Source organism: Pelagerythrobacter marinus (assembly GCF_009827515.1).
GTDB classification, from domain to species: Bacteria; Pseudomonadota; Alphaproteobacteria; order Sphingomonadales; family Sphingomonadaceae; genus Pelagerythrobacter; species Pelagerythrobacter marinus.
Genome location: NZ_WTYO01000002.1, coordinates 116,906 through 137,044, shown reverse-complemented (window position 1 = coordinate 137,044; position 20,139 = coordinate 116,906). Strand labels below are relative to the sequence as shown.

General features: G+C 68.3%; 22 protein-coding genes and 1 tRNA gene. All 23 read right to left on the bottom strand.

Features of this window, described 5'->3' with window-relative positions; all coding sequences use genetic code 11:
- Positions 1 to 67 precede the first annotated feature (67 nt).
- The 23 genes from GRI72_RS04505 to GRI72_RS04400 all read right to left on the bottom strand — a co-directional run bounded on the left by GRI72_RS04505 (position 68) and on the right by GRI72_RS04400 (position 20,103).
- On the bottom strand, positions 68 to 700 hold the full coding sequence (locus GRI72_RS04505) for a tetratricopeptide repeat protein (protein ID WP_160732749.1): 633 nt from the start codon (positions 698 to 700) through the stop codon (positions 68 to 70).
- Positions 697 to 1,122, bottom strand: a complete 426-nt coding sequence (locus GRI72_RS04500) for a cytochrome c-type biogenesis protein (protein WP_160732748.1) — start codon at positions 1,120 to 1,122, stop codon at positions 697 to 699. Before GRI72_RS04500 ends, GRI72_RS04505 begins: the two co-directional genes overlap by 4 nt.
- On the bottom strand, positions 1,119 to 1,643 hold the full coding sequence (locus tag GRI72_RS04495) for a DsbE family thiol:disulfide interchange protein (RefSeq protein WP_160732747.1): 525 nt from the start codon (positions 1,641 to 1,643) through the stop codon (positions 1,119 to 1,121). Before GRI72_RS04495 ends, GRI72_RS04500 begins: the two co-directional genes overlap by 4 nt.
- Positions 1,643 to 3,613 (bottom strand): heme lyase CcmF/NrfE family subunit, encoded by a 1,971-nt coding sequence (locus tag GRI72_RS04490; protein ID WP_160732746.1) that lies wholly within the window; start codon positions 3,611 to 3,613, stop codon positions 1,643 to 1,645. The genes GRI72_RS04495 and GRI72_RS04490 overlap by 1 nt, the downstream gene beginning before the upstream one ends.
- Complete coding sequence (gene ccmE, locus GRI72_RS04485; protein ID WP_337191130.1) at positions 3,610 to 4,086, bottom strand: cytochrome c maturation protein CcmE; 477 nt, start codon at positions 4,084 to 4,086, stop codon at positions 3,610 to 3,612. Before ccmE ends, GRI72_RS04490 begins: the two co-directional genes overlap by 4 nt.
- Positions 4,083 to 4,223, bottom strand: coding sequence for a hypothetical protein (locus tag GRI72_RS14545; protein WP_202388933.1), 141 nt, complete (start codon positions 4,221 to 4,223; stop codon positions 4,083 to 4,085). The genes ccmE and GRI72_RS14545 overlap by 4 nt, the downstream gene beginning before the upstream one ends.
- A complete protein-coding gene (ccmC, locus tag GRI72_RS04480; RefSeq protein WP_160732744.1) occupies positions 4,223 to 4,945 on the bottom strand; it encodes a heme ABC transporter permease CcmC in 723 nt (240 codons plus the stop codon). Before ccmC ends, GRI72_RS14545 begins: the two co-directional genes overlap by 1 nt.
- 98 nt (positions 4,946 to 5,043) lie before the next feature.
- On the bottom strand, positions 5,044 to 6,111 hold the full coding sequence (locus GRI72_RS04475; RefSeq protein ID WP_160732743.1) for a Leu/Phe/Val dehydrogenase: 1,068 nt from the start codon (positions 6,109 to 6,111) through the stop codon (positions 5,044 to 5,046).
- A gap of 47 nt (positions 6,112 to 6,158) precedes the next feature.
- Positions 6,159 to 6,235, bottom strand: a tRNA-His gene (locus GRI72_RS04470).
- Between the two features lie 333 nt (positions 6,236 to 6,568).
- Positions 6,569 to 6,796: a 50S ribosomal protein L31 gene (gene rpmE, locus GRI72_RS04465; RefSeq protein ID WP_047805932.1), complete on the bottom strand. Its 228-nt coding sequence runs from the start codon at positions 6,794 to 6,796 to the stop codon at positions 6,569 to 6,571.
- Between the two features lie 144 nt (positions 6,797 to 6,940).
- The gene (fabZ, locus tag GRI72_RS04460; RefSeq protein WP_160732742.1) at positions 6,941 to 7,411 is read right to left on the bottom strand and encodes a 3-hydroxyacyl-ACP dehydratase FabZ; all 471 of its coding nucleotides are present in this window, start codon (positions 7,409 to 7,411) and stop codon (positions 6,941 to 6,943) included.
- 38 nt (positions 7,412 to 7,449) lie between these two features.
- Positions 7,450 to 8,130, bottom strand: coding sequence for an OmpH family outer membrane protein (locus tag GRI72_RS04455; protein ID WP_160732741.1), 681 nt, complete (start codon positions 8,128 to 8,130; stop codon positions 7,450 to 7,452).
- The gene (gene bamA, locus GRI72_RS04450) at positions 8,130 to 10,820 is read right to left on the bottom strand and encodes an outer membrane protein assembly factor BamA (RefSeq protein WP_160733217.1); all 2,691 of its coding nucleotides are present in this window, start codon (positions 10,818 to 10,820) and stop codon (positions 8,130 to 8,132) included. Before bamA ends, GRI72_RS04455 begins: the two co-directional genes overlap by 1 nt.
- A 155-nt stretch (positions 10,821 to 10,975) precedes the next feature.
- Entirely contained in the window at positions 10,976 to 12,115 is a 1,140-nt protein-coding gene (gene rseP, locus GRI72_RS04445) for an RIP metalloprotease RseP (protein WP_337191129.1), read from the bottom strand.
- The gene (locus GRI72_RS04440; protein ID WP_160732740.1) at positions 12,105 to 13,271 is read right to left on the bottom strand and encodes a 1-deoxy-D-xylulose-5-phosphate reductoisomerase; all 1,167 of its coding nucleotides are present in this window, start codon (positions 13,269 to 13,271) and stop codon (positions 12,105 to 12,107) included. Before GRI72_RS04440 ends, rseP begins: the two co-directional genes overlap by 11 nt.
- Positions 13,268 to 14,005 (bottom strand): phosphatidate cytidylyltransferase, encoded by a 738-nt coding sequence (locus tag GRI72_RS04435; RefSeq protein ID WP_160732739.1) that lies wholly within the window; start codon positions 14,003 to 14,005, stop codon positions 13,268 to 13,270. The genes GRI72_RS04440 and GRI72_RS04435 overlap by 4 nt, the downstream gene beginning before the upstream one ends.
- The gene (uppS, locus tag GRI72_RS04430; RefSeq protein ID WP_160732738.1) at positions 13,992 to 14,663 is read right to left on the bottom strand and encodes a polyprenyl diphosphate synthase; all 672 of its coding nucleotides are present in this window, start codon (positions 14,661 to 14,663) and stop codon (positions 13,992 to 13,994) included. The genes GRI72_RS04435 and uppS overlap by 14 nt, the downstream gene beginning before the upstream one ends.
- 88 nt (positions 14,664 to 14,751) lie before the next feature.
- Positions 14,752 to 15,309: a ribosome recycling factor gene (frr, locus tag GRI72_RS04425; RefSeq protein ID WP_160732737.1), complete on the bottom strand. Its 558-nt coding sequence runs from the start codon at positions 15,307 to 15,309 to the stop codon at positions 14,752 to 14,754.
- Positions 15,310 to 15,311: 2 nt separating this feature from the next.
- Positions 15,312 to 16,034 carry a UMP kinase gene (gene pyrH / locus GRI72_RS04420; protein WP_160732736.1) on the bottom strand — a complete coding sequence of 241 codons (723 nt, stop codon included), beginning with the start codon at positions 16,032 to 16,034 and terminating at the stop codon, positions 15,312 to 15,314.
- Positions 16,035 to 16,187: 153 nt separating this feature from the next.
- Entirely contained in the window at positions 16,188 to 17,114 is a 927-nt protein-coding gene (gene tsf, locus GRI72_RS04415) for a translation elongation factor Ts (protein WP_160732735.1), read from the bottom strand.
- Between the two features lie 84 nt (positions 17,115 to 17,198).
- Positions 17,199 to 17,948, bottom strand: coding sequence for a 30S ribosomal protein S2 (gene rpsB, locus GRI72_RS04410; protein ID WP_160732734.1), 750 nt, complete (start codon positions 17,946 to 17,948; stop codon positions 17,199 to 17,201).
- Positions 17,949 to 18,499: 551 nt separating this feature from the next.
- On the bottom strand, positions 18,500 to 19,357 hold the full coding sequence (locus GRI72_RS04405) for a CDP-alcohol phosphatidyltransferase family protein (protein ID WP_160732733.1): 858 nt from the start codon (positions 19,355 to 19,357) through the stop codon (positions 18,500 to 18,502).
- Positions 19,354 to 20,103: a phosphatidylserine decarboxylase gene (locus GRI72_RS04400; RefSeq protein ID WP_160733215.1), complete on the bottom strand. Its 750-nt coding sequence runs from the start codon at positions 20,101 to 20,103 to the stop codon at positions 19,354 to 19,356. The genes GRI72_RS04405 and GRI72_RS04400 overlap by 4 nt, the downstream gene beginning before the upstream one ends.
- Positions 20,104 to 20,139: the final 36 nt, after the last annotated feature.

Below are 20,139 nucleotides of genomic sequence, written 5' to 3'. Positions count from 1 at the left end.
CGCCATGTAAAGGCGGCGGCGCTTAGCACCGTCCCTTCGCGCCTGCAACATGGCCCGGGAACGGCCATTACCGTGCGGAGAGCGCGGCGATCAGCGCGTCGAGCCGTTCGAGCCGCTGCTGCATCGCAGGCAGCCACTCGGCCCCTTCCGGCGCGTTCTCCACCGCCTGCGCCCAGAGCCTGCGCGTTTCGTCGGGCTCGCCGGCGCGCAGCAGGGCCAGCCCGTGGAAATAGGGTGCGGCAGGGTGGCCGGGCGCGGCGCGCGCCGCGCGGTCGTAGGCGTAAGTCGCCGCCGGGGTCAGGTTGCCCTGCGCATGCTCGACCAGGGCATTGCCCAGCGCCACCCATGCCTCCGCATTGCCCGGGTCCTTGCGGACTTCGCCGCGCAGGATCTTGGCCGCGTCGGCATATTGCCCCCGCCGGGCGAAACCGTCGGCCACGATCACGAAATTGCTGGGCGGAACGAGGGCATCGAACATCGTGCGCCGGGCCTCGATCATCGCCTCGCCCGCCTCGCTCGGCCGGGGGACGGCAGCGCGCGGGGCCGACGCGATATCGGGGCGCGCCTGGAAGGCATAGCCGGCCAGGCCGAACAGCAGGGCCGAGCCGAAGGCCGCCCAGCCCGCGCGCGGCAGGCGCAGCGCGAAAGCCGCGACCAGGAACAGCGCGAGCGCCAGTGCGAGGGCGGGCAGCCAGGTCACCGGGCGCCCCTCAGCCGCCGCCAGAGGATCGCCCCGGCCACCAGCAGCAACGCCAGCGGCACAGCGAAAAGCGGCCAGGTCGTCTCGCCGATCACCGGTGCGTAGCTGACGTAATCGCCGTAACGCCGGACCAGCCAGGCGCGGATTTCCTCCGGCTCCTCGCCCGCGGCGATGCGGGTGCGCACCTGGTGGCGCATGTCGCCCGCCATCGGCGCATCGCTGTCGGCGATCGACTGGCTCTGGCACTTGAGGCAGCGCAGCGTCTCCATCAGCGCCTGTGCCTCGGCCTCCTGCGCCGGGTCGTCGAGCTGGCGGTAGGCATAGGGCGCGGGCGGCATGTCCTGCTGCGCCGCCGCCAGTACAGGCACCAGCGCGAGCGCCGCGAGAGCCGCGAGGGCCGCGAGGATGCCGCCGCCCCTCATCGACCGGCCTTCCGCAATTCCTCCAGCAGGCGCGGGACATGCTCTGCGCGAATGTCGCCGATATGCTGGTGCGTGATCCGCCCTTCGCCGTCGATCACGAACGTCTCGGGCACGCCGGAAGAACCGATGGCGAGCTGGACCTGCGACAGGTCGTCCGCGCCGATCCGCGTATAGGGATTGCCGTAACGGTCGAGGAAGGCGGCGACGTCTTCCGGCCGGTCGCGAATCGCAACGCCGACGATCTCCGCCCCTTCCTCGCGCAGCCGCTCGAGCTGCGGTGCCTCGGCAATGCAGGGCACGCACCAGCTCGCCCAGATGTTCAGCAGGCGCGGCTTGCCGTCGCGGAAATCGGCGCTGGAAACGCCCGGCACGCCGTCCAGCGCGGGCGGCAGGTCGAACGCCGGCAGGGGCTCGCCGATCATCGCGCTGGGGACAAAATCGTCCTTCGGCTGGTTCAGCTGATAGGCGGCAACGCCCAGGAACAGCGCGAAAAGCAGCAAGGGAATCCACCACCAGCGCATCACTCGATCACCTCCGCCCGGCGCTCTGCGGCCCGCGCGCGGACCGTCCGGCGTTTCACGTCCGCCGCAACCCGCCCGACCAGCGCCAGCGCGCTGCCCAGCGCGACCAGGATGCCGCCGTACCAGATGAAGGTCACGAACGGTTTCCACCACAGCCGGAGCTGCCAGCGCCGCACGTCGCCCTCGGTCACGGCGCCGACATCGCCGGCCGTGCCGACGACGGCATAGAGCTGCCCGTTCCAGCGGGTGGCCAGCGCGCTCTCGGTCGTCTCCTGCACCGGGGCCCAGAAACTGCGCGACTGCGGATCGAGCGCGACCGGATCCCCGTCGCGGTAACTGGCGACGAGGTGGCCTTCGATCGCGGTCCAGTTCGGCCCGGCATTGGGCAGGACCTCGGCCAGGGTGACGGACCAGGGGCCGACCCGCACGGTCTCGCCGGGCGCGACAGCGGCCAGGCGTTCGTCGGAAAAGGCCGTCTCGCTCGCCATGCCGAACACCGCGACGGCCAGCCCGAAATGAGCCACGACCATGCCCCAGACCGACAGCGGGACCCGGTGAAGCCGGCGCCGGCGCAGCGGCATGAGGCTGGCGAGAGCGAGCGCGGCCGAAAGCGCCAGGCCCAGCAGCGGCAGAAGATCGACGCCGCCGATCGCCAGCGCCGCGGCGGCCGCCGCGAGCAGGATCACGCCGATCAGCACGACCGGCCGCTGGATGCGGGCGATGCTGTCGCGCCGCCAGCGCAGCAGCGGGCCGACCGCCATGACCAGCAGCATCGGCACGGCGAAGATCGCGCCGACCGGGTTGAAGTAAGGCGGCCCGACCGAAACGCGCACGTCGAAGGCTTCGGTCAGCAGCGGGTAGAGCGTGCCCAGCAGGACGATGGCCAGGATCGCGCTCAGCATCACGTTGTTGAACACCAGCGCGCCCTCGCGGCTCGTCGCGGCGAAGCGCTGGCCTTCGCTGACCGATCCGGCGCGCAGCGCGAACAGCGCCAGCGCCCCGCCGATATAGAGCGCGAGCAGGACCAGGATGAACGCCCCGCGCTGGGGATCGACGGCGAAAGCGTGGACGCTGGTGAGAATGCCCGAGCGGACGAGGAACGTGCCGAGCATCGACATCGAGAACGCGACGACGCCGAGCATGATCGTCCATGCGCGCAAGGCGTCGCGCGCGGCCAGCACGCTGGCCGAATGAAGCAGCGCGGTCGCCGCCAGCCAGGGCATCAGCGAGGCGTTCTCCACCGGGTCCCAGAACCACCAGCCGCCCCAGCCGAGTTCGTAATAGGCCCAGTACGACCCGGCCGTGATGCCGAGCGTCAGGAAGACCCAGGCACCCAGGACCCAGGGCCGCATGACGCGCGCGAACTCCGGCGTGACCTGCCGCGTCAACAGCGCGCCGACGGCGAAGCTGAAGGCGACCGAGAGGCCGACATAGCCGAAATAGAGCGTCGGCGGGTGGAGCGCGAGGCCGATGTCCTGCAGCAGCGGGTTGAGGCCGAGCCCCTCGGCCGGAGGCTGGGGCAGGCGCTCGAACGGGTTGGAGCTGAAGATCAGGAAGGCATAGAAGCCGAGCCCGACGAAGGCCTGCGCGGCGAGCGTGGCCAGCATCGTGCGTTCGGGCAGGCGCCGTTCGACCAGTGCGATCAAGCTGCCGGAAAGCGCCATCACGGCGACCCACAGCAGCATCGAGCCTTCGTGGTTGCCCCAGGCACCGGTCAGCTTGTAGATCAAGGGCTTGGCCGAATGCGAATTGGTCGCCACCAGCTTGACCGAGAGGTCGGTCACCGCGAACAGCCACAGCAGCATGACGAAGGCGAAGGCGCAGGCCAGCCCCTGCACCACCGCCGCCGGCCGGACCAGCGCGGCCGCCGCGCCGCCGCCGTCGCGCTGCGCCATCGCGCCGGCATAGAGCTGCAGGGCGGCGAGCGCCGCTGCCAGCCACAGTGCCGCCAGGCCGAGCCCGGCGATCAAGCGCCGTCCTCCGCCTCGGCCACGAGGTCGCGCCGCTGGTGCTCGGTCATTTCCTGCAGCTCGCGCGGGACGTAGTTCTCGTCGTGCTTGGCCAGGAGGTTGTCGGCCACGAAAGTCCCGTCACCGCCGAGGCGCCCCTCGGCCACGACGCCCGATCCCTCGACGAAAAGGTCGGGCAGGATGCCGGAAAAGCGCACCGGGACGCGCGCCTTGCCGTCGCCGACGACGAAGGCGATCGTCACCCCGTCGGGCATCGTGCGGATCGATCCTTCCTCCACCATTCCGCCCAGGCGGACTGCGCGGCCCGGCTCCGGCGGTTCGGAGACGAATTGTTCGGGAACGTAGAAATAGCTCGCCTGGCTGCGCAGGGCCCACGCGGCGAGCAGGCCCGCGCCGACGAGCGCGACCAGCGCGATGATCACGAGCACGAGCCGCTGGTGCTTGGCCTTGATCCGGTCGGCAGGGGCGGTCACTTGCGGCGTGCCTCTTCCCGCCGCCGCTCGGCCCGGCGCATGTCCCACCATGCCCAGGCGACGAGCGCCAGGGTGGCGGCAATGCCCAGGGCATAGGCCGCGATCACGAAAGTCCACTGGTCCAGCGCCTCGCGCATCAGGCTGCCTCCCCCGCCTTGCGCCGCAGCCGCGCATCGGCCTGGATGTCGCCCAGCAGCGCGCGCATCCGGGCGAGGACGACCCCGCCGAAGACCAGCGAGAAGCCGAGCACCGCGACCAGCAGCGGGGCGAGGAACTGCGGATCGATCGCGCTTTTGCCCACCGTGATGCTGGGCGGCTGGTGGAGCGAGTTCCACCACACGACCGAGCGGTTGATGATCGGGATGTTGATAGCCCCGACGAGGCCGAAGATCGCCGGGATGCGGCTCGACCCGCCTTCGCGCGCCACGGCCTGGGCCAGCGCGAGATAGCCGAAATAGAGGAACAGCAGGACCAGCATCGACGTCAGCCGCCCGTCCCATACCCACCAGGTGCCCCAGGTCGGCCGGCCCCAGATCGATCCCGTCGCCAGGCACACGGCGGTAAAGACCATGCCCGGCACCGCCGCGGCGCGCGCGGCCAGGGCGGCCAGCGGATGGCGCCATACCAGGAACGCGGCGCTGGCGACGGCGATCGCCGCCCATCCCCCCATGCCGAGCCAGGCGGCGGGAACGTGCAGGAAGAGGATGCGCACCGTCTCGCCCATCAGGCGGTCGGGCGGCACGAACCACAGCCCCCAGGCGAGGGCGACGGCGGCCAGCACCAGCCCGCTCGCGAGCATCGTCGGGGTCAGCCAGCGCACGAGGGAGAGGAACCGCTTGGGATTGGCGAAGCCATGCATCGATCAGGTCCGTTCGCGAGGCGCAATGGCAGGAGAGCCCGCGCGGGGCAAGCGTTTCGCGCCCTGCCCCGCCCGCGAGCGATCGCGTCGCCGGACGGTCAGCCGCGCCCGATCAGTTCCTGCGCCATGCGATCGGCCACGACGTCGGGCGACTGCCCGCTTTCGTCGCTCTTGCGCCAGACTTCCTCGAGCCGCTCGGGGATCCGCGCGATCCGCTTGCGCACTTCGTTGATGTCGCTCGGCGTGCCGTTGCGGCGGGCCAGGTATTCCAGCGTCACGCTGATGATGCCGCCGGCATTGATAACGTAATCGGGCGCGTAGAGAATGCCGCGTTCCGCCAGCATCCGGCCGTGGTGGGCACGGGCGAGCTGGTTGTTCGCCCCGCCCGCCACGATCGGCGTGTCGAGCCGCGCGATCCCGTCTTCGTCGAGGATGGCGCCGAGGGCATTGGGGCTGAAGACGTCGCAGGCGACGCCCATGATCGCATCGGGCGCGGCCGTCTGCGCACCCAGTTCTTCCGCCAGTTCGGCGGCGCGAGCCTGGTTGATGTCCGACAGGGTCAGGCGCGCGCCGTCCTTCGCCAGCAGGCGGGCAACGCCGCCGCCCACGCTGCCGGTGCCCTGGATCGCGACATGGACGCCCTCGACGCTGTCCTTGCCCAGCTTGTACCGCACGGCGGCCTTGATGCCGTGATAGATGCCCATCGCGGTGAACGGCCCGGGATCGCCCCCTGCCGCCCCTTCGCCGCTGACCGGCAGGCCGGATACGTAATCGGTCCGCTGCGACACGGCGACCATGTCGCTTTCGCCGATTCCCACGTCTTCGGCCGTGACGTAGCGGCCGCCCAGTGCCTCCACCGCGTCGCCGAAGGCCGCCAGCATGTCGGGCGTCTTCGCCTTGTCCTCACCGGCCAGGATCACCGCCTTGCCGCCGCCCATCGGCAGGCCGGCCATGGCGTTCTTGTAGCTCATCCCGCGGCTGAGGCGCAGGGCATCGCGCATGGCCTCCCCCGCATCGGCATAGTGCCAGAAGCGCGTGCCGCCCGCTGCCGGGCCGAGATGGGTCGAATGAAGCGCGATGATCGCGGTCAGGCCCGACCGGCGATCCCTGACAAGCTGCACCAGTTCGTGATCGTCGAAGTCCGCTTCGGTCCAGAAAGCCGTCATGTCCGTGAGAAAGCCCCGCTGTGATCAACGGCAAGAAACTGGGAAAATGGGGCGATCGACGGGGTTCGAACCCGCGACCTCCGGTACCACAAACCGGCGCTCTAACCAACTGAGCTACGATCGCCACATGCCCGGCCCGACCTGGGCCTGCCGTGTTAAAGCGGGGCTGATACGCCCCTGCGCCACGCGGTCAAGCCGCGAACCGCCAAGGCGCGCGCCTGTTGCACAAGCGCGCCGGTTTGCAAAGCGAAAACTGCGCCCCGCCCTTGCCGGCGCAAGAAAATTTCGCCTGCCTCCGAAGGCATGGCCCCGAGACCGGGAAATGGCGCGCCCTCGCCCCGAATCCGCGCGATTGGTGCGCGCGTGGGCGAGCCGGACAAACGAAAAAGGGCGGCCCATGCGGACCGCCCCGATTCTTCCGGCGCGGCGCGACCGGCGCCGCCGATCGCCGGCGAAATCAGCCCTTCTTGAGCGAGAGGCCGCCGAAACGCTTGTTGAACGCAGCCACGCGGCCGCCTTCCTGGATCTGCTGCTTGCCGCCCGTCCAGGCCGGGTGGCTGGTGGGATCGATATCGAGCGTGAGCGTGTCGCCTTCGCTGCCCCAGGTCGAGCGGGTCTGGAATTCGGTGCCATCGGTCATCTTGACCGTGATGGTGTGGTAATCGGGATGTGCGTCGGCCTTCATGGCTCAAAGATCCTTGTGCATATGACCGGTTCCGACCGGTCGGCAGTGTCGGGAAAGGCGCGCGCCTAGGCGTGTTTCGCGCGAAAAGCAAGCCCGCTCGCGCCCGGGTGGTTCGCCGGGCAGGTGGCCGGCCCCGGCGTGCCCTCAGCCGGCGGGCGGGTCGGCGATCATCGCGGTGAATTCCGCTTCCGAGGTCGTCTTGCCTTCCACGCTGGCCCGGCCCTTGAACTTGTAGACCCGGCTGCGTTTCTGGAGGAACTCCACTTCCAGATCGAGCAGACACCCCGGGGTCACCGGTGCGCGGAACTTCGCGTTGTCTATCCCCATGAAATAGACCAGCTTTCCGCTCCCGGCCAGCTCGAGCGTCTCGATCCCCAGGATAGCGGCCGCCTGGGCCATCGCCTCGACCTGCAGGACCCCGGGCATGATCGGCGCACCGGGAAAGTGGCCCTGGAAGAAATCCTCGTTGAAGGTGACCGCCTTCACCGCGTGAATGCGCTCGCCCAGCTCGATCGAGCGGACCCTGTCCACCAGCAGGAGGGGGTAACGGTGCGGCAGGGCGGCCAGCACCTTGCGGATATCGTAATCGGACCGTGCGCCCGTGTCGTCGCTCATCGCCCTGCCTTCTTCACCCTGTGCTTCTTACCGTTCGATCAGCGGCCGGTCGGCTGCTGCGGCTGCGCGGCCTGCTGGGCCTGGGCCGCCTGCGCGGCGGCCTGCTGCTGCTGCCGGATCTCGCGCGGAACCCAGCCTTCGGGCGGGGTGATCTGCACGCTGGGCACCAGCGTGTTGAGCTCGTTCAGCACGTCCTGCGTCAGGTTGTGCTGCGCGCCGGCGAAGATGACCTGGCCCGAGGTTGCATCGAGGATCAGCGTGACGTTGCGCTTGGCAGCGGCGGCCTGCACGGCCTCGTCCAAGCGGTCTTCGATCTGCTCGGTCACGTAGGCGCGGCTGAGCGCGACCGGTGCGAGGATCGTCTGCAGTTCGCGCTGGCCCGCCTGCTCGATCTGCTGGATCTGCGCGGCCTGCTGCTGCAGCGCCTGCTGGTCCGGATTGGCGCCCTGGCGCGCGGTGTTGAACGCCTGGATCATCGGGGTCAGCTGCGCCTCGATCTGCTGCCGGCGCGATTCGGCCTGGCTGATCTGCGCCTGGTAGGTCGTCTGGCGCTGCTGTTCCGCGGTGCGATAGGCGTTGGAATTGGCGATCACGGCCGGCAGGCTGACGACGCCGATACCGCGCGCATCCTGGGCCACGGCCGGCGCGGCGAGCATGGGCGCCGCCGAAGCAGTCAGCATGAGGCCGGCAGCGAGAACCGGCTTGAAAAGCGTTTTCATCAGAACTGTGTCCCTACGTTGAAGGTGAATTTCTTGGTGTCGTCGCCCGGCTCCTTCCTGAGCACGTGGGCGAAGTCGATGCGGAACGGCCCGAAGGGCGAGTTCCAGTTGACGCCGATACCCACGGAAACGCGCGGGCTGGCGGAATCACCCAGGAAGACTTCCTGGAAAGGCGCGGCCACCTGGTACATCCACGGATCGTTCGGGTTGCCCGAACCGTCGGTCGGGTCGGTGGTCCACTGCGTCGGATCGTCGGGGTCGACGTAGAGCGGGTTGCCGTCGTTATCGAACAACTGCCTCTGGATACCGTCAGGGAACGGCGAGCTCTGCAGCACCGGCCGGGTCACGTTGAACAGCGCCCCGACGTCGACGAAGATCGAGGGGCGCAGCCCCATCTCGCGCGCGCCCGAGCCCAGCGGGATCTCCAGCTCGGCACGGCCGAGGTAATAGGCATTGCCGCCCAGGGCGTCGTCGCCCACCTGGTCGCGATCGGTGATCAGTTCGCCGACCCCGTCGCCGTCGGTATCGCGGATCGGCTGGCGCAGGACGCGCGGGCCCACGCCGCGGATGTCGAAGCCGCGGAACTGCGGCTCGCCGAGGAAGAAGCGGTCGGTCAGGCGCACGTCGTCCACCCCCGGGCCGCGATCTTCCAGTCCCTTGATCACGCCGCCTTCGCCCTGGAGCGAGAAGATGAAGCCGCCGAACACCGGCCAGTACTTCGCCCCTTTGGCCCGCAGCCGCAGGTATTTCACGTCGCCGCCGAGCCCGGCGAACTCGGTGCTGAGCGAGAGCGTGTGCCCGCGCGTCGGGCGATAGGGATTGTCGATCGTCCGCATCGACACGGTGAGCCCGAGGATCGAGCTGAGCCGCGTCCCGACCGCCTCGCACAAGTAACGCCCCGCGAGCACCGGGTCGCATTCCGCCACCCCGTCGCCGTCGATGTCGCTGTAATAGGTGAACTCGTCGAGCGAGACGTCGTCGTAGTTCAGCGTATAGCTGCCGATGGCCGAGATATATTCGGTCAGCGGCACGCCGAGGCGCAGCGAGAAACCGGTGGTCGATTGCTCGAACGTCCGGTTCCGGTCGTTGTTGGTGAAGTTGAAGCTGTTGTAGTCCTTGCGGTAGATATCGATCCCGGTCGAGATGTTCCGATCGAAGACGTAAGGCTCGGTGAAGCTCAGCGCCGCGGACCGCGAATAACGCGAGTAATTGACCGATGCGCCGACCGTCTGGCCGCGCCCGCGGAAATTGTTCTGCTTGATCGAGCCGGCGAGGATGAAGTTCTCGATCGACGAGAAGCCCGCCGAAAGCTGCAGCTCGCCGGTCGGCTGCTCTTCCACGTTCGCTTCCAGCACGATGCGGTCGGGGGCGCTGCCCTCCTTCTGCTCGATCTCGAAGTTTTCCTGGAAATAGCCGAGCGACTTGATCCGGTTGGTCGAACGCTTGACCTGCAGCGAGTTGAACGCATCGCCTTCGGCCACGCGGAATTCGCGACGAATGACCTTGTCCTGCGTCAGCGTATTGCCGTTGACATCGACCCGCTCGACATAGACGCGTGGCGCCTCGCGCAGGACGAACGTCACGTCCATCGTCAGGTCTTCAGGGTTGCGCACGAACTGCGGCTGCGTGTCGGCAAAGGCATAGCCGAACGTGCCGGCCAGCTCGTTCATCTGCTCGACCGTATCCTCGACCAGCTTGGCGTTGTACCAGTCCCCGCTCTTGATCGCGAGGTTGCTGGTCATGCGTTCGCTGTCGAAGTCGCGGATCTGGCTGTCCACCTCGACATCCCCGAAGCGGTAACGATCGCCTTCCTCGACCACGTACGTGATGATGAAGTCGCGCTTGTCGGGGGTAAGCTCCGCGACGGCGGACACCACCCGAAAATCGGTGTAGCCTTCGGTGAGATAGAACTGGCGCAGCTTCTGCTGGTCGAAGGCCAGCCGGTCCGGGTCGTAGCTGGTGTTGGAGCTGAAGAAGCGGAAGAAGCGCGCTTCCTTGGTCACCATCTCGCTCTTCAGCTCGCCGTCATCGAATTCCTCGTTGCCGAGAATATTGATCTGGCGGACTTTCGACTTCGGCCCTTCGCTGATCTCGAACACGATGTCGACGCGGTTCTGGCTCAGCTCGACCGTCTTCGGCTCCACCGAAGCGGCGAACCGGCCCTGGCGCTTGTACAGCTCGATGATCCGCGCCGTGTCGGCCCGGACCTTGGAACGGGTGAAGATCTGCCGGGGCGCGAGGCGGATTTCGGGCAGGATCTTGTCGTTCTTGATCCGCTTGTTGCCCTCCAGGATGATGCGGTTGATCACCGGGTTCTCGGTCACCGAGATGACCACGGTGCCGGCGTCGTTGCGGATGCTGGCGTCGGAGAACAGCTCGGTCGCGTAGAGATCCTTCAGCGCCTGGTCGGCGAGAGCCTGCGTGTACGTATCGCCCGCGCGCATTTCGATATAGGACAGGATCGTTCCCGCCTCCAGCCGCTGGGCCCCGACCACGGTGATCGACTGGATCGTGTCGCCGCTGGGCGCCGGTGCCGGCTGCTGCGCGGCGGCAGGCTGCGCCGGGGCCCCCGCGTCCTGTGCCAGCGAAGGCGCCGGCACGCCGGCCAGCATGGTGCCCCCCAGGAGGGCTAGCGCGAAACGTGCGCCGGTCTTGCCGAATGCGCCGGCGGCTTTCTCGCGTTCTGTCATCGCCACGGTGATCCCGTCCATCCTTATCCATTGCACCAATGGGCCGCAGCCCATCATCGGGCGCTGCGGCAAATGCCGCCCTTGCCCGATGCAGTGCCCCCGATCAAGCAAAGGAAGGAACGAGTCCCCCGCGCTCTATAGTCCCCCCGGATCGGTCAGCTGCCGAATATCGGCAGCGAAACCAGGTCGTTGATCGTGACGAACACCATCAATCCCAGCACCAGCGCCAGGCCGGTGCGAAAAGCCAGTTCCTGCCCCCGCGGTCCCACCGGCTTCCGGCGAACCGCCTCCAGCGCGTAGAACGCCAGGTGGCCGCCGTCGAGCGCCGGGATTGGCAAGAGGTTGATGAATGCCAAATTAAGCGAGATCAGCGCGATGAAGTTGATGAAGGCCAGCGGGCCCAGGCTGAACTGCTCGCCGGAAAACTTGGCGATCTTGATCGGGCCGCCCAGTTCCTGGACCGAGCGTTCGCCCGACAGGATCTGCCCCACCCCGGTGATCATCATCCGCCCGATGTCGATGCTGTGATCCACTGCCAGGCCGAGCGAGGCCAGCGGACCCTGGCGGACGAAATCGTGTTCGACCGCCGCCGGGGCGATGCCGATCAGGCCGATCGTCGACACGTTGCCGAAATTGTCCTCGATCTCCAGCGGGCGGGCGGTCACCTCCAGTTCGAGTGCCCGGCCGCCGCGGTCCACCGCGATCTCGAACGTGCGCCCGGGATAGAGCATGACGGCATCCTGCACGTCGCGAAAACCGTTCATCGGCTCGCCGTCGATGGCCACGATGCGATCGCCGATCTTCATCCCCGCCGACCGGGCGGCCGATTCCTCGGAGAAACCGGCGACCGTCAGCTGACTTTCCGCCTCCACCGGAACCGGTTTGCCGACCACCATGAAGAAGGCGGCAAAAATGCCGAGGGCGACGATCACGTTGGTCGCCGGGCCGGCGAAGACGATCAGCGCCCGTTGCCACAATGGCTTGAAGTGGAAGGCCCCGGCCCGGTCGCGCTCGGGGATCGCGGCCAGCCCCTCGTCGTCGGGAATGCTGGCGGGGTTCATGTCGCCGCGAAACTGGACATAGCCGCCCAGCGGCAGGGCCGAGAGCTTCCAGCGAGTCCCCCGGCGGTCGGTCCAGCCGGCGATTTCCTTGCCGAAACCGATCGAGAAAGCCTCCGCGTGAACGCCGAACAGGCGCCCGACCAGGTAATGGCCGAACTCGTGGATCGTGATCAGCGGCCCCAGCACCAGCAGGAAGCCGACGACGTACATCCAGAATGAAGGGCTATCGGCCACTTGCGGCGTTCTCCATGATTTCGCGGGCACGGCGCCGCGCCTCGGCATCGACGGCGAGCACGTCGTCGAGAGTCGCGGGCGGCGGCGGGTCAAGGCGTTCGAGGGTCTGCTCCACCACTAGGGCAATCCGGGTGAACGCGATCTGACCGGCCAGGAAAGCTTCCACGGCGGTTTCGTTCGCCGCGTTGAGCACGGCGGCCGCGGCCCCGCCGGCATGGGCGGCCTCGCGCGCCAGCCGCGTGGCGGGGAAGCGTCCCTCGTCAGGGCGTTCGAACGTCAGCGCCCCGATCACCGCGAGGTCCAGCGGGTCGCAAGGGGTATCCATCCGTTCCGGCCAGGCGAGGCACGAGGCGATCGGCACGCGCATGTCCGACGGGCCGAGCTGGGCCAGCGTCGATCCGTCACGGTATTCGACCATCGAATGGACCACGCTTTGCGGATGAACGACGATGCGCAGCGCCTCCAGCCCCACGGGGAACAGGTGGTGCGCCTCGATGAATTCGAGGCCCTTGTTCATCATCGTCGCCGAATCGACGCTGATCTTCGCGCCCATGTCCCAGTTGGGATGGGCGACCGCCTCGGCCGGAGTGGCGCGGGCCAGCCGCTCCGCGCTCCAGGTGCGGAACGGGCCGCCGCTGGCGGTCAGCGTGATCGAGCGGACATCGGCCAGGCGGCCGCCCTGCAGGCACTGGAATATCGCGTTGTGTTCCGAATCGACCGGCAGCAGGGTCGCGCCGTGCTCCGCCACGGCCGCGGTCATCACCGGGCCGGCGGACACGAGCGCTTCCTTGTTGGCGAGCGCGATCGCCCCGCCCCGGCGGATTGCCGTCATCGTCGGGCGCAGCCCGGCGCAGCCGACGATCGCGGCCACCGTGATATCGGCCGCCCGGGCAGCCGCATCGCACAGCGCCGGCCTGCCGCCGGCCGCCTCGACCGCCGACCCGGCCAGCGCGGCGCGTAAGTCGCCGAGGCACGATTCGTCGGCCACGACGGCGATTTCCGCGTCGAATTCGCGGGCCAGCGCGGCGAGTTCCCCGGCGCTGCAGTTCGCGGTCAGCGCGACCACGCGCCATTGCTCGCGGTTGCGACGCACGAGGTCCAGCGTCGAGGCCCCGACCGAACCGGTCGCGCCGAGGATCGAGATCGCGCGGGTCACGCGGCCACCGATGCGGCCAAGCCGCCGATGGCGAGCGCGACGGGCAGGAGGCCGTCGACGCGGTCGAACACGCCGCCGTGGCCGGGGATCAGCCGCGAGCTGTCCTTCACCCCGGCACGGCGCTTGAGCCAGCTTTCGAGGAAATCGCCCGCCTGGGCGAGCACGGCCAGCCCGGCCCCCAGCGCGGCATAGGCCGGCAGCGCGTCGCCCCACGGCAGCGCGGGCGGCGCCCCGGGGCCGAGGCCGGCAAAGCCGCGGTCGATCGCCCAGGCCCAGGCACCGGTCCATAGCGCGGAAGCGACCATCCCCCCGCCGAGCCCCGCCCAGGTCTTGGACGGGCTGATCCGCGGCGCGATGCGCGGCCCGCCGATCGCGCGGCCGGCGAAATAGGCGCCGCTGTCGGTGAAGATCGTGACCCCCAGGATCAGCACCAGTATCGGCTCGCTCGCGCCGACGAGCACCGCGGCTGCCCCGCCGATGTAGAGCGCGCCGGCAATCAGCGCGGCCAGGCGATAGGGGATATTGGCGGTCGCGCGCGCGACGAGCACCGTGAACTCGGCAAGGCAGGCGAAGGCGACGAGGCCGATGAACAGGTCGAGCACCCGCCCACCCTGCCACAGGGCGAGCCCGGCCAGCGCGAGCATGACCGCCGCCGACGCCAGCCGGACCGGCAGGTCGGAGCGCCCGGCCCCCGGCGACGCGCCCGCCGGGGCACGCTTGTCACCGTCCGCCATATCGCCTCTCCCGCCGGGCGAATTCCTCCAGCGCATCGGCCAGGTGGCCGAGGGTGAAATCGGGCCACAGCGTGTCGACGAAGATCATCTCGGCATAGGCGCATTGCCAGAGGAGGAAATTGGACAGGCGCACTTCCCCGCTGGTGCGGATCAGCAGGTCGAGCGGGGGCAGGTCCGCGGTGTCGAGATGGGCGGCGATCGTCTCGGTCGTCACCTCCCCTTCCCGCGCGGCCCGGGCGGCGGCACGGGCGATTTCCTGCTGCGACCCGTAGTTGAGCGCCACCGCCAGGGTGCGCGTGCCCTCGCGCGTGCGGTCCAGCGCATCTTCGAGCATCTCGACGATGTCGGGGGCGAGCGAGCGCCAGTCGCCGATGATCTTCAGCCTGACGTCGTTGGCGATGAACTCGGGCAGGTCCGATTTCACGAACTTGCGCATCAGGTTCATCAGGTCGTCGACTTCCTCGCCCGGCCGCTTCCAGTTCTCCGAGCTGAAAGCGTAGAGCGTGAGGCACTCGATCCCCGTGCCGGCCAGGCCCCGCACCAGCGCGCGCACGGCCTCCACGCCGCGCTGGTGGCCCATCGCGCGCGGCAGGTGGCGGCGCTTGGCCCAGCGGCCATTGCCGTCCATGATGATGGCCACGTGGCGGGGGGTCGTCATCGCGCGGCTTTCGGGCGGCAGCGGCCTGACATGACAGCGGCGGGCACGACAATGGCGGGCACGAACGCCTTTCCTGAGCCCGGGTCGATCACTGGGTCAGGATTTCCTTTTCCTTCTGCGCGGCGGCGGCATCGGCTTCGGCGACGTACTTGTCGGTCAGCTTCTGGACCTCCTCCTCGCTGCGCTTGCGGTCGTCCTCGGAAATTTCCTTCTTCTTCTCGTCTTCCTTCAGGGCTTCCATCCCGTCGCGGCGGACGTTGCGGATCGCGATCTTCGCGTTCTCCGCGTACTTCCCGGCGAGCTTGGCCAGTTCGCGGCGACGCTCTTCGGTCAGGTCGGGCATCGGCAGGCGAATCGTCTGCCCGTCGGTCATCGGGTTGAGGCCCAGGTTGGCATGGGCGATGCCCTTCTCGACCGCGGTCACGTTCGCCTTGTCCCACACCTGCACCGCGAGCATCCGCGGTTCGGGCGCGTTGACCGTCGCCACCTGGTTGAGCGGCATCATCGCGCCGTAGACTTCGACCTGAACCGGGTCGAGCAGGCTGGTGTTGGCGCGCCCGGTCCGCAGGCCCGACAGGTCGCCCTTCAGGCTTTCCACCGCGCCCTGCATCCGGCGCTCGATATCGCTCTTGTCGTATTTGGCCATTGTCAGGCTTCCTCTTTCACTACCGTCTGGACGCCCTGGCCGGCGAGCACGCGCGCGAGATTGCCCTTTTCGCGGATCGAGAAGACCACGATCGGGATCCCGTTATCGCGGCAGAGCGCAACGGCCGATGCATCCATAACCTTGAGGTTGTTCGCCAGCACCTTGTCGTAGCTGACGGTTTCGAAACGTTTTGCGGCGGGATTCTTCTTCGGGTCGCTGTCATAGACCCCGTCCACGCTCGTCCCCTTGAACAGCGCGTCGCAGCGCATCTCGGCCGCTCGCAGCGCCGCGCCGCTGTCGGTGGTGAAATAAGGCGCGCCGACACCGGCGGCGAAGATCACCACGCGCCCTTTTTCCAGGTGGCGTTCGGCGCGGCGCCGGATCACCGGCTCGCACACCTGGTCCATCTGTACCGCCGACTGGACGCGGGTCTGCACGCCGAGCTGTTCGAGCGCGTTCTGCATCGCCAGCGCGTTCATCACCGTCGCCAGCATTCCCATGTAGTCGGCCTGCGCCCGGTCCATCCCCTGCGCCGCGCCGGCCATGCCGCGGAAGATATTGCCGCCCCCGATCACCAGGCAGATTTCCAGCCCGGTATCCTTGGCCGCCTTCACTTCCTGCGCCAGTTCCGCGACGAAGGCGGGGTCGATCCCGAACTGCTGGTCGCCCATCAGCACCTCGCCCGAGAGTTTCAGGAGTATGCGCTTGTATTCCGGGGAAGACATGGGCTGGCTGGTTTCCGAGAAAGTTGCGAGGGTTGCCGGCGTCCTTAGCCGCCCCGCCCCTTGCGCGCAAAGGGAAAGCCGGGGCCGGGCCGCCGAACGAAAACGGCCGCCGAACCGGGGTTCGACGGCCGCACGTTCGTGCGCTGCGAAAAGTCAGCCGGCGACGGCCGCGGCAACCTCTGCCGCGAAGTCGCTTTCTTCCTTCTCGATGCCTTCGCCAAGCTGGAAGCGGACATAGTCCTTCAGGACGATCGGCGTGCCTGCGTCCTTGCCCGCCTTGGCAACGACGTCCGCCACCGGGGTCTTGTTGTCCATCACGAAGACCTGGCTCAGCAGCGCGTTTTCCTTGGCGAACTTCTTCACCGCGCCTTCGACCATCTTTTCCTGGACCTCGGCCGGCTTGCCGCTTTCGGCGGCCTTTTCCGCGGCGACCTTGCGCTCGCGCTCGATCACCTCGGGGTCGAGCCCCTCGGCATCAAGGGCCTGCGGGAAGGCGGCGGCGATGTGCATCGCCAGCTGCTTGCCCAGCCCTTCGAGCGTCGCCTTGTCGGCCTCGCTCTCGAGCGCGACGAGCACGCCGATCTTGCCCAGGTTGGGCGCGGCGGCGTTGTGGACGTAAGGAACGACGACGCCGTTCTCGACCGAGACGGTCTTCATCCGGCGAACCTGCTGGTTCTCGCCGATGGTCGCGACGTTGTCGGTCAGCTTGTCGGCCACGGTCCCGCCCTCGGGATAGGCGGCGGCCTTGAGCGCCTCGACGTCGTCGCTTTCGACCGACAGCGCGGCCTCGGTGGTCTTGCGGACGAAGTCCTGGAACTTGTCGTTCTTGGCCACGAAGTCGGTTTCGGAGTTCACCTCGACCGCCACGCCGCGAGTGCCCGCGACGGCAACGCCGACGAGGCCTTCGGCCGCGGTGCGGCTGGACTTCTTCTGCGCGGTGGCCAGGCCCTTGGCGCGCAGCGCGTCGACCGCGGCCTCGATATCGCCGTCCGCGGCCTCGAGCGCCTTCTTGGCGTCCATCATGCCCGCGCCGGTCTTCTCGCGCAGGGTCTTCACGTCAGCGGCAGTGAATGCAGCCATGATCGTTTCCTCTGTAAATCTGGGGCGCCGGGCCCGAGGGTCAGGCCCGGCGCGCTAGGTCATGTTTGTGACAGTCGCCTGAAATCAGGCCGCGGTTTCGACCGGCGGCTGTTCCATCGCGCCGACGTCGTCACCGCTTTCGGCGACCTTGCCGCCGCGGCCGGCGGCCGCCGCATCGCGCACGGCCTCGCAATAGAGGCGCACGGCGCGGCTGGCGTCGTCGTTGCCCGGAACCGGGAAGGCGATGCCGCTGGGATCGACATTGGTGTCGAGCACGGCGACGACCGGGATGCCGAGCACGTTGGCTTCCTTGATCGCCAGGTCTTCCTTGTTCGCGTCGATCACGAACATCACGTCGGGAATGCCGCCCATGTCGCGGATACCGCCGAGCGAAAGCTCCAGCTTGTCCCGCTCGCGCGTGAGCTGGAGGACTTCCTTCTTGGTCAGGCCCGAGGTGTCGCCCGAAAGCTGCTCTTCCAGCGACTTGAGGCGCTTGATCGACTGGGAGATCGTCTTCCAGTTGGTCAGCATCCCGCCCAGCCAGCGGTGGTTGACGAAGTGCTGGCCGGCGGCGCGGGCCGCCTCGGCGATCGGTTCCTGGGCCTGGCGCTTGGTGCCGACGAACAGGACCTTGCCGCCCGAACGCACGGTCTGCTCGATGAAGTCGAGCGCGCGCGAGAACAGCGGAACGGTCTGCGACAGGTCGATGATGTGCACACCGTTGCGGGCGCCGAAGATGTACGGCTTCATCCGCGGGTTCCAGCGGTGGGTCTGGTGGCCGAAGTGCGCGCCGGCCTCGATCAATTGCTGCATGGTGACGGTGGAAGCCGCCATAGGTATTTCCTTTCCGGTTGAGCCTCTGGAGAGCTGGAACCCGTGCGGAGATCCCGCGGCAGGCACCGGTATGTGGCGCTCTCCATGTGGATTTGCGTGGGGTTCGAACCCGGCGGAAATGCCCGCGGATTCGCCACGCGGCCGCGCCCCTAGACCGGTTCTGACCGAAAATCCAGCCCCCGTTTGCCGCAGGAAAAACGCCGCTCACCCCATTCGGCGCTTGACAGGCAGGAACAAATAGGGAACACCCGGCTCGTCACCCGGAACAAAGGGGCGACAAAGGGTTTATCCACTTCTCATCCACAGGCTGTCAACAGCCGGGATCGGCAACGGAAGGATTCGCGTCATGCTCGGCATTGCACTGGTGGGATTGTTCGTCCTCGCGGCAACGGCTTCCGCGCTCGTGCTGGCAGACAGCTTCGTGCGCGGGCGCGCTGCATGGCGCCGCCTTCGGCGCGAAAGGTCCGCGCCCGCGGGGCCGGCCGGGGTCAGGGTAACGATCGTCGCGGGGCCGCGGGCCATCTGCCCGCGGGACGGCGGCTCTCGCCCGGTCAGCCGACCGGGTCGTGCGGCGCGTCGTCCGGCTCCGGCCGCATCCCGCCCGCACCCGCTTCCCGTAGCCGCCTGACGCGGGCGTAACGGACCAGCGCATAAGGCATCAGGGCGAGATAACCGGCGCAGATCGCGACCAGCGTCCACCAGGGTTCGAGGAGGAGCGCGGCGAACAGGATGCCCACGCCGGCAATGAGTTCGAGGCGCACGGTCCGCCGCGGCCGGATCGAGGTCCAGCTGAGCGTCGCGATGTTGGAAATCATCAGGAAGGCCATGGCGACCATCCAGATCGCGCAGACGATCGGCTCGCGGAATTCTTCCCACCCGGTGGCCATCCACAGGTAGAACGGAAGGAAAGCCAGCCCGGCACCGACCGGGGCCGGCACGCCGGTGAGGAAGCCGGCCGACTTGTGCGGCTGGTCGTCCACGTCGATCTGCGCGTTGAACCGCGCCAGTCGCAGCGCGCAGCAGATCGCGAAGGCCAGCGCGGCGAACCAGCCCAGCCGGGGCAGGTCCTGCAGTGTCCAGAGATAGAAGATGATCGCCGGCGCCATGCCGAACGAAAGCGAATCGGCCAGGCTGTCCAGCTCCGCCCCGAAGCGCGACTGCGCCTTCAGCAGGCGCGCGATGCGGCCGTCGATCCCGTCGAGCAGGCCGGCCAGAATCACCGCAAAGATCGCGAGGCTCCAGTTTTCGGCGATCGCAAAGCGAATCCCGGTCAGGCCCGAACAGAGCGCGGCCGCCGTGATCGCATTGGGCAGGACGGCGCGCAGCGACAGCCCCCTCACCCGCCCTGCAGGCAGCGGAACCTCGTCTTCCGCGGCCTTCGGCCCCAGGCGGGGATAATCGTCGTTCACTGGGCAATGCCCTCGATCAGGCGGCGTTCGCCCACTTCGGCGAGGATCGTTTCACCCGCGACGACCTTCTGCCCGACCAGGACTTTCGGATCGGTACCTGCCGGCAGGTAGACATCGACCCGGCTGCCGAAACGGATCAGGCCGACGCGCCCGCCGGCCGCAACTGTGTCGCCCGGCTTGACGAAAGGCACGATCCGGCGCGCGACCAGCCCGGCGATCTGCGTGAAGCCGAGCATCAGGCCGTCGTGCCGCTCGATCAGGATATGCTGCCGCTCGTTGTCCTCGCTCGCCTTGTCGAGATCGGCGTTCATGAACTTGCCCGGGATATAGACCAGGCGCCGCACGGTGCCGGCGATCGGCGCGCGGTTGATGTGCACGTCGAACACGCTCATGAAAATCGACACCCGCGTCACCGGCTCGCGCGCGAGCGAGGGCGTGCCGCTGCCGTCGTCCATCGTCAGCTCGGCCGGCGGCTCGACTTGCGCGATCAGCGAGACGAGGCCATCGGCAGGCGAGACGATGAAGGCATCGTCCTGCGGCACGACCCGTTCCGGGTCGCGGAAGAAAGCGAACACGCCGAGCGAGAGGAACGCCATCGGCCAGGCGATCGTCTCCCACGCCATGAACGCCGCCGCCAGGCTGATGCCCACGGCGATCAGCCCGAATTTGCGCCCTTCGGGATGGATCGGCGGCCAATGCCAACCGACATCGCCGCGTCCCTTGTTATCGACCAGTTCGCCTGCCATGCCTGCCATCTAGGGCCTCGGCGCAAAGCAAACAAG

What these genes read in the sequence shown, in the direction of transcription:
- GRI72_RS04500 (WP_160732748.1), bottom strand. Translation starts at nt 1,122, where the DNA reads ATGAGGGGCGGCGGCATCCTCGCGGCCCTCGCGGCTCTCGCGGCGCTC.
- GRI72_RS04495 (WP_160732747.1), bottom strand. Translation starts at nt 1,643, where the DNA reads ATGCGCTGGTGGTGGATTCCCTTGCTGCTTTTCGCGCTGTTCCTGGGC.
- GRI72_RS14545 (WP_202388933.1), bottom strand. Translation starts at nt 4,223, where the DNA reads ATGCGCGAGGCGCTGGACCAGTGGACTTTCGTGATCGCGGCCTATGCC.
- ccmC (WP_160732744.1), bottom strand. Translation starts at nt 4,945, where the DNA reads ATGCATGGCTTCGCCAATCCCAAGCGGTTCCTCTCCCTCGTGCGCTGG.
- GRI72_RS04475 (WP_160732743.1), bottom strand. Translation starts at nt 6,111, where the DNA reads ATGACGGCTTTCTGGACCGAAGCGGACTTCGACGATCACGAACTGGTG.
- rpmE (WP_047805932.1), bottom strand. Translation starts at nt 6,796, where the DNA reads ATGAAGGCCGACGCACATCCCGATTACCACACCATCACGGTCAAGATG.
- fabZ (WP_160732742.1), bottom strand. Translation starts at nt 7,411, where the DNA reads ATGAGCGACGACACGGGCGCACGGTCCGATTACGATATCCGCAAGGTG.
- GRI72_RS04455 (WP_160732741.1), bottom strand. Translation starts at nt 8,130, where the DNA reads ATGAAAACGCTTTTCAAGCCGGTTCTCGCTGCCGGCCTCATGCTGACT.
- bamA (WP_160733217.1), bottom strand. Translation starts at nt 10,820, where the DNA reads ATGACAGAACGCGAGAAAGCCGCCGGCGCATTCGGCAAGACCGGCGCA.
- GRI72_RS04435 (WP_160732739.1), bottom strand. Translation starts at nt 14,005, where the DNA reads ATGGCGGACGGTGACAAGCGTGCCCCGGCGGGCGCGTCGCCGGGGGCC.
- uppS (WP_160732738.1), bottom strand. Translation starts at nt 14,663, where the DNA reads ATGACGACCCCCCGCCACGTGGCCATCATCATGGACGGCAATGGCCGC.
- frr (WP_160732737.1), bottom strand. Translation starts at nt 15,309, where the DNA reads ATGGCCAAATACGACAAGAGCGATATCGAGCGCCGGATGCAGGGCGCG.
- pyrH (WP_160732736.1), bottom strand. Translation starts at nt 16,034, where the DNA reads ATGTCTTCCCCGGAATACAAGCGCATACTCCTGAAACTCTCGGGCGAG.
- tsf (WP_160732735.1), bottom strand. Translation starts at nt 17,114, where the DNA reads ATGGCTGCATTCACTGCCGCTGACGTGAAGACCCTGCGCGAGAAGACC.
- rpsB (WP_160732734.1), bottom strand. Translation starts at nt 17,948, where the DNA reads ATGGCGGCTTCCACCGTCACCATGCAGCAATTGATCGAGGCCGGCGCG.
- GRI72_RS04400 (WP_160733215.1), bottom strand. Translation starts at nt 20,103, where the DNA reads ATGGCAGGCGAACTGGTCGATAACAAGGGACGCGGCGATGTCGGTTGG.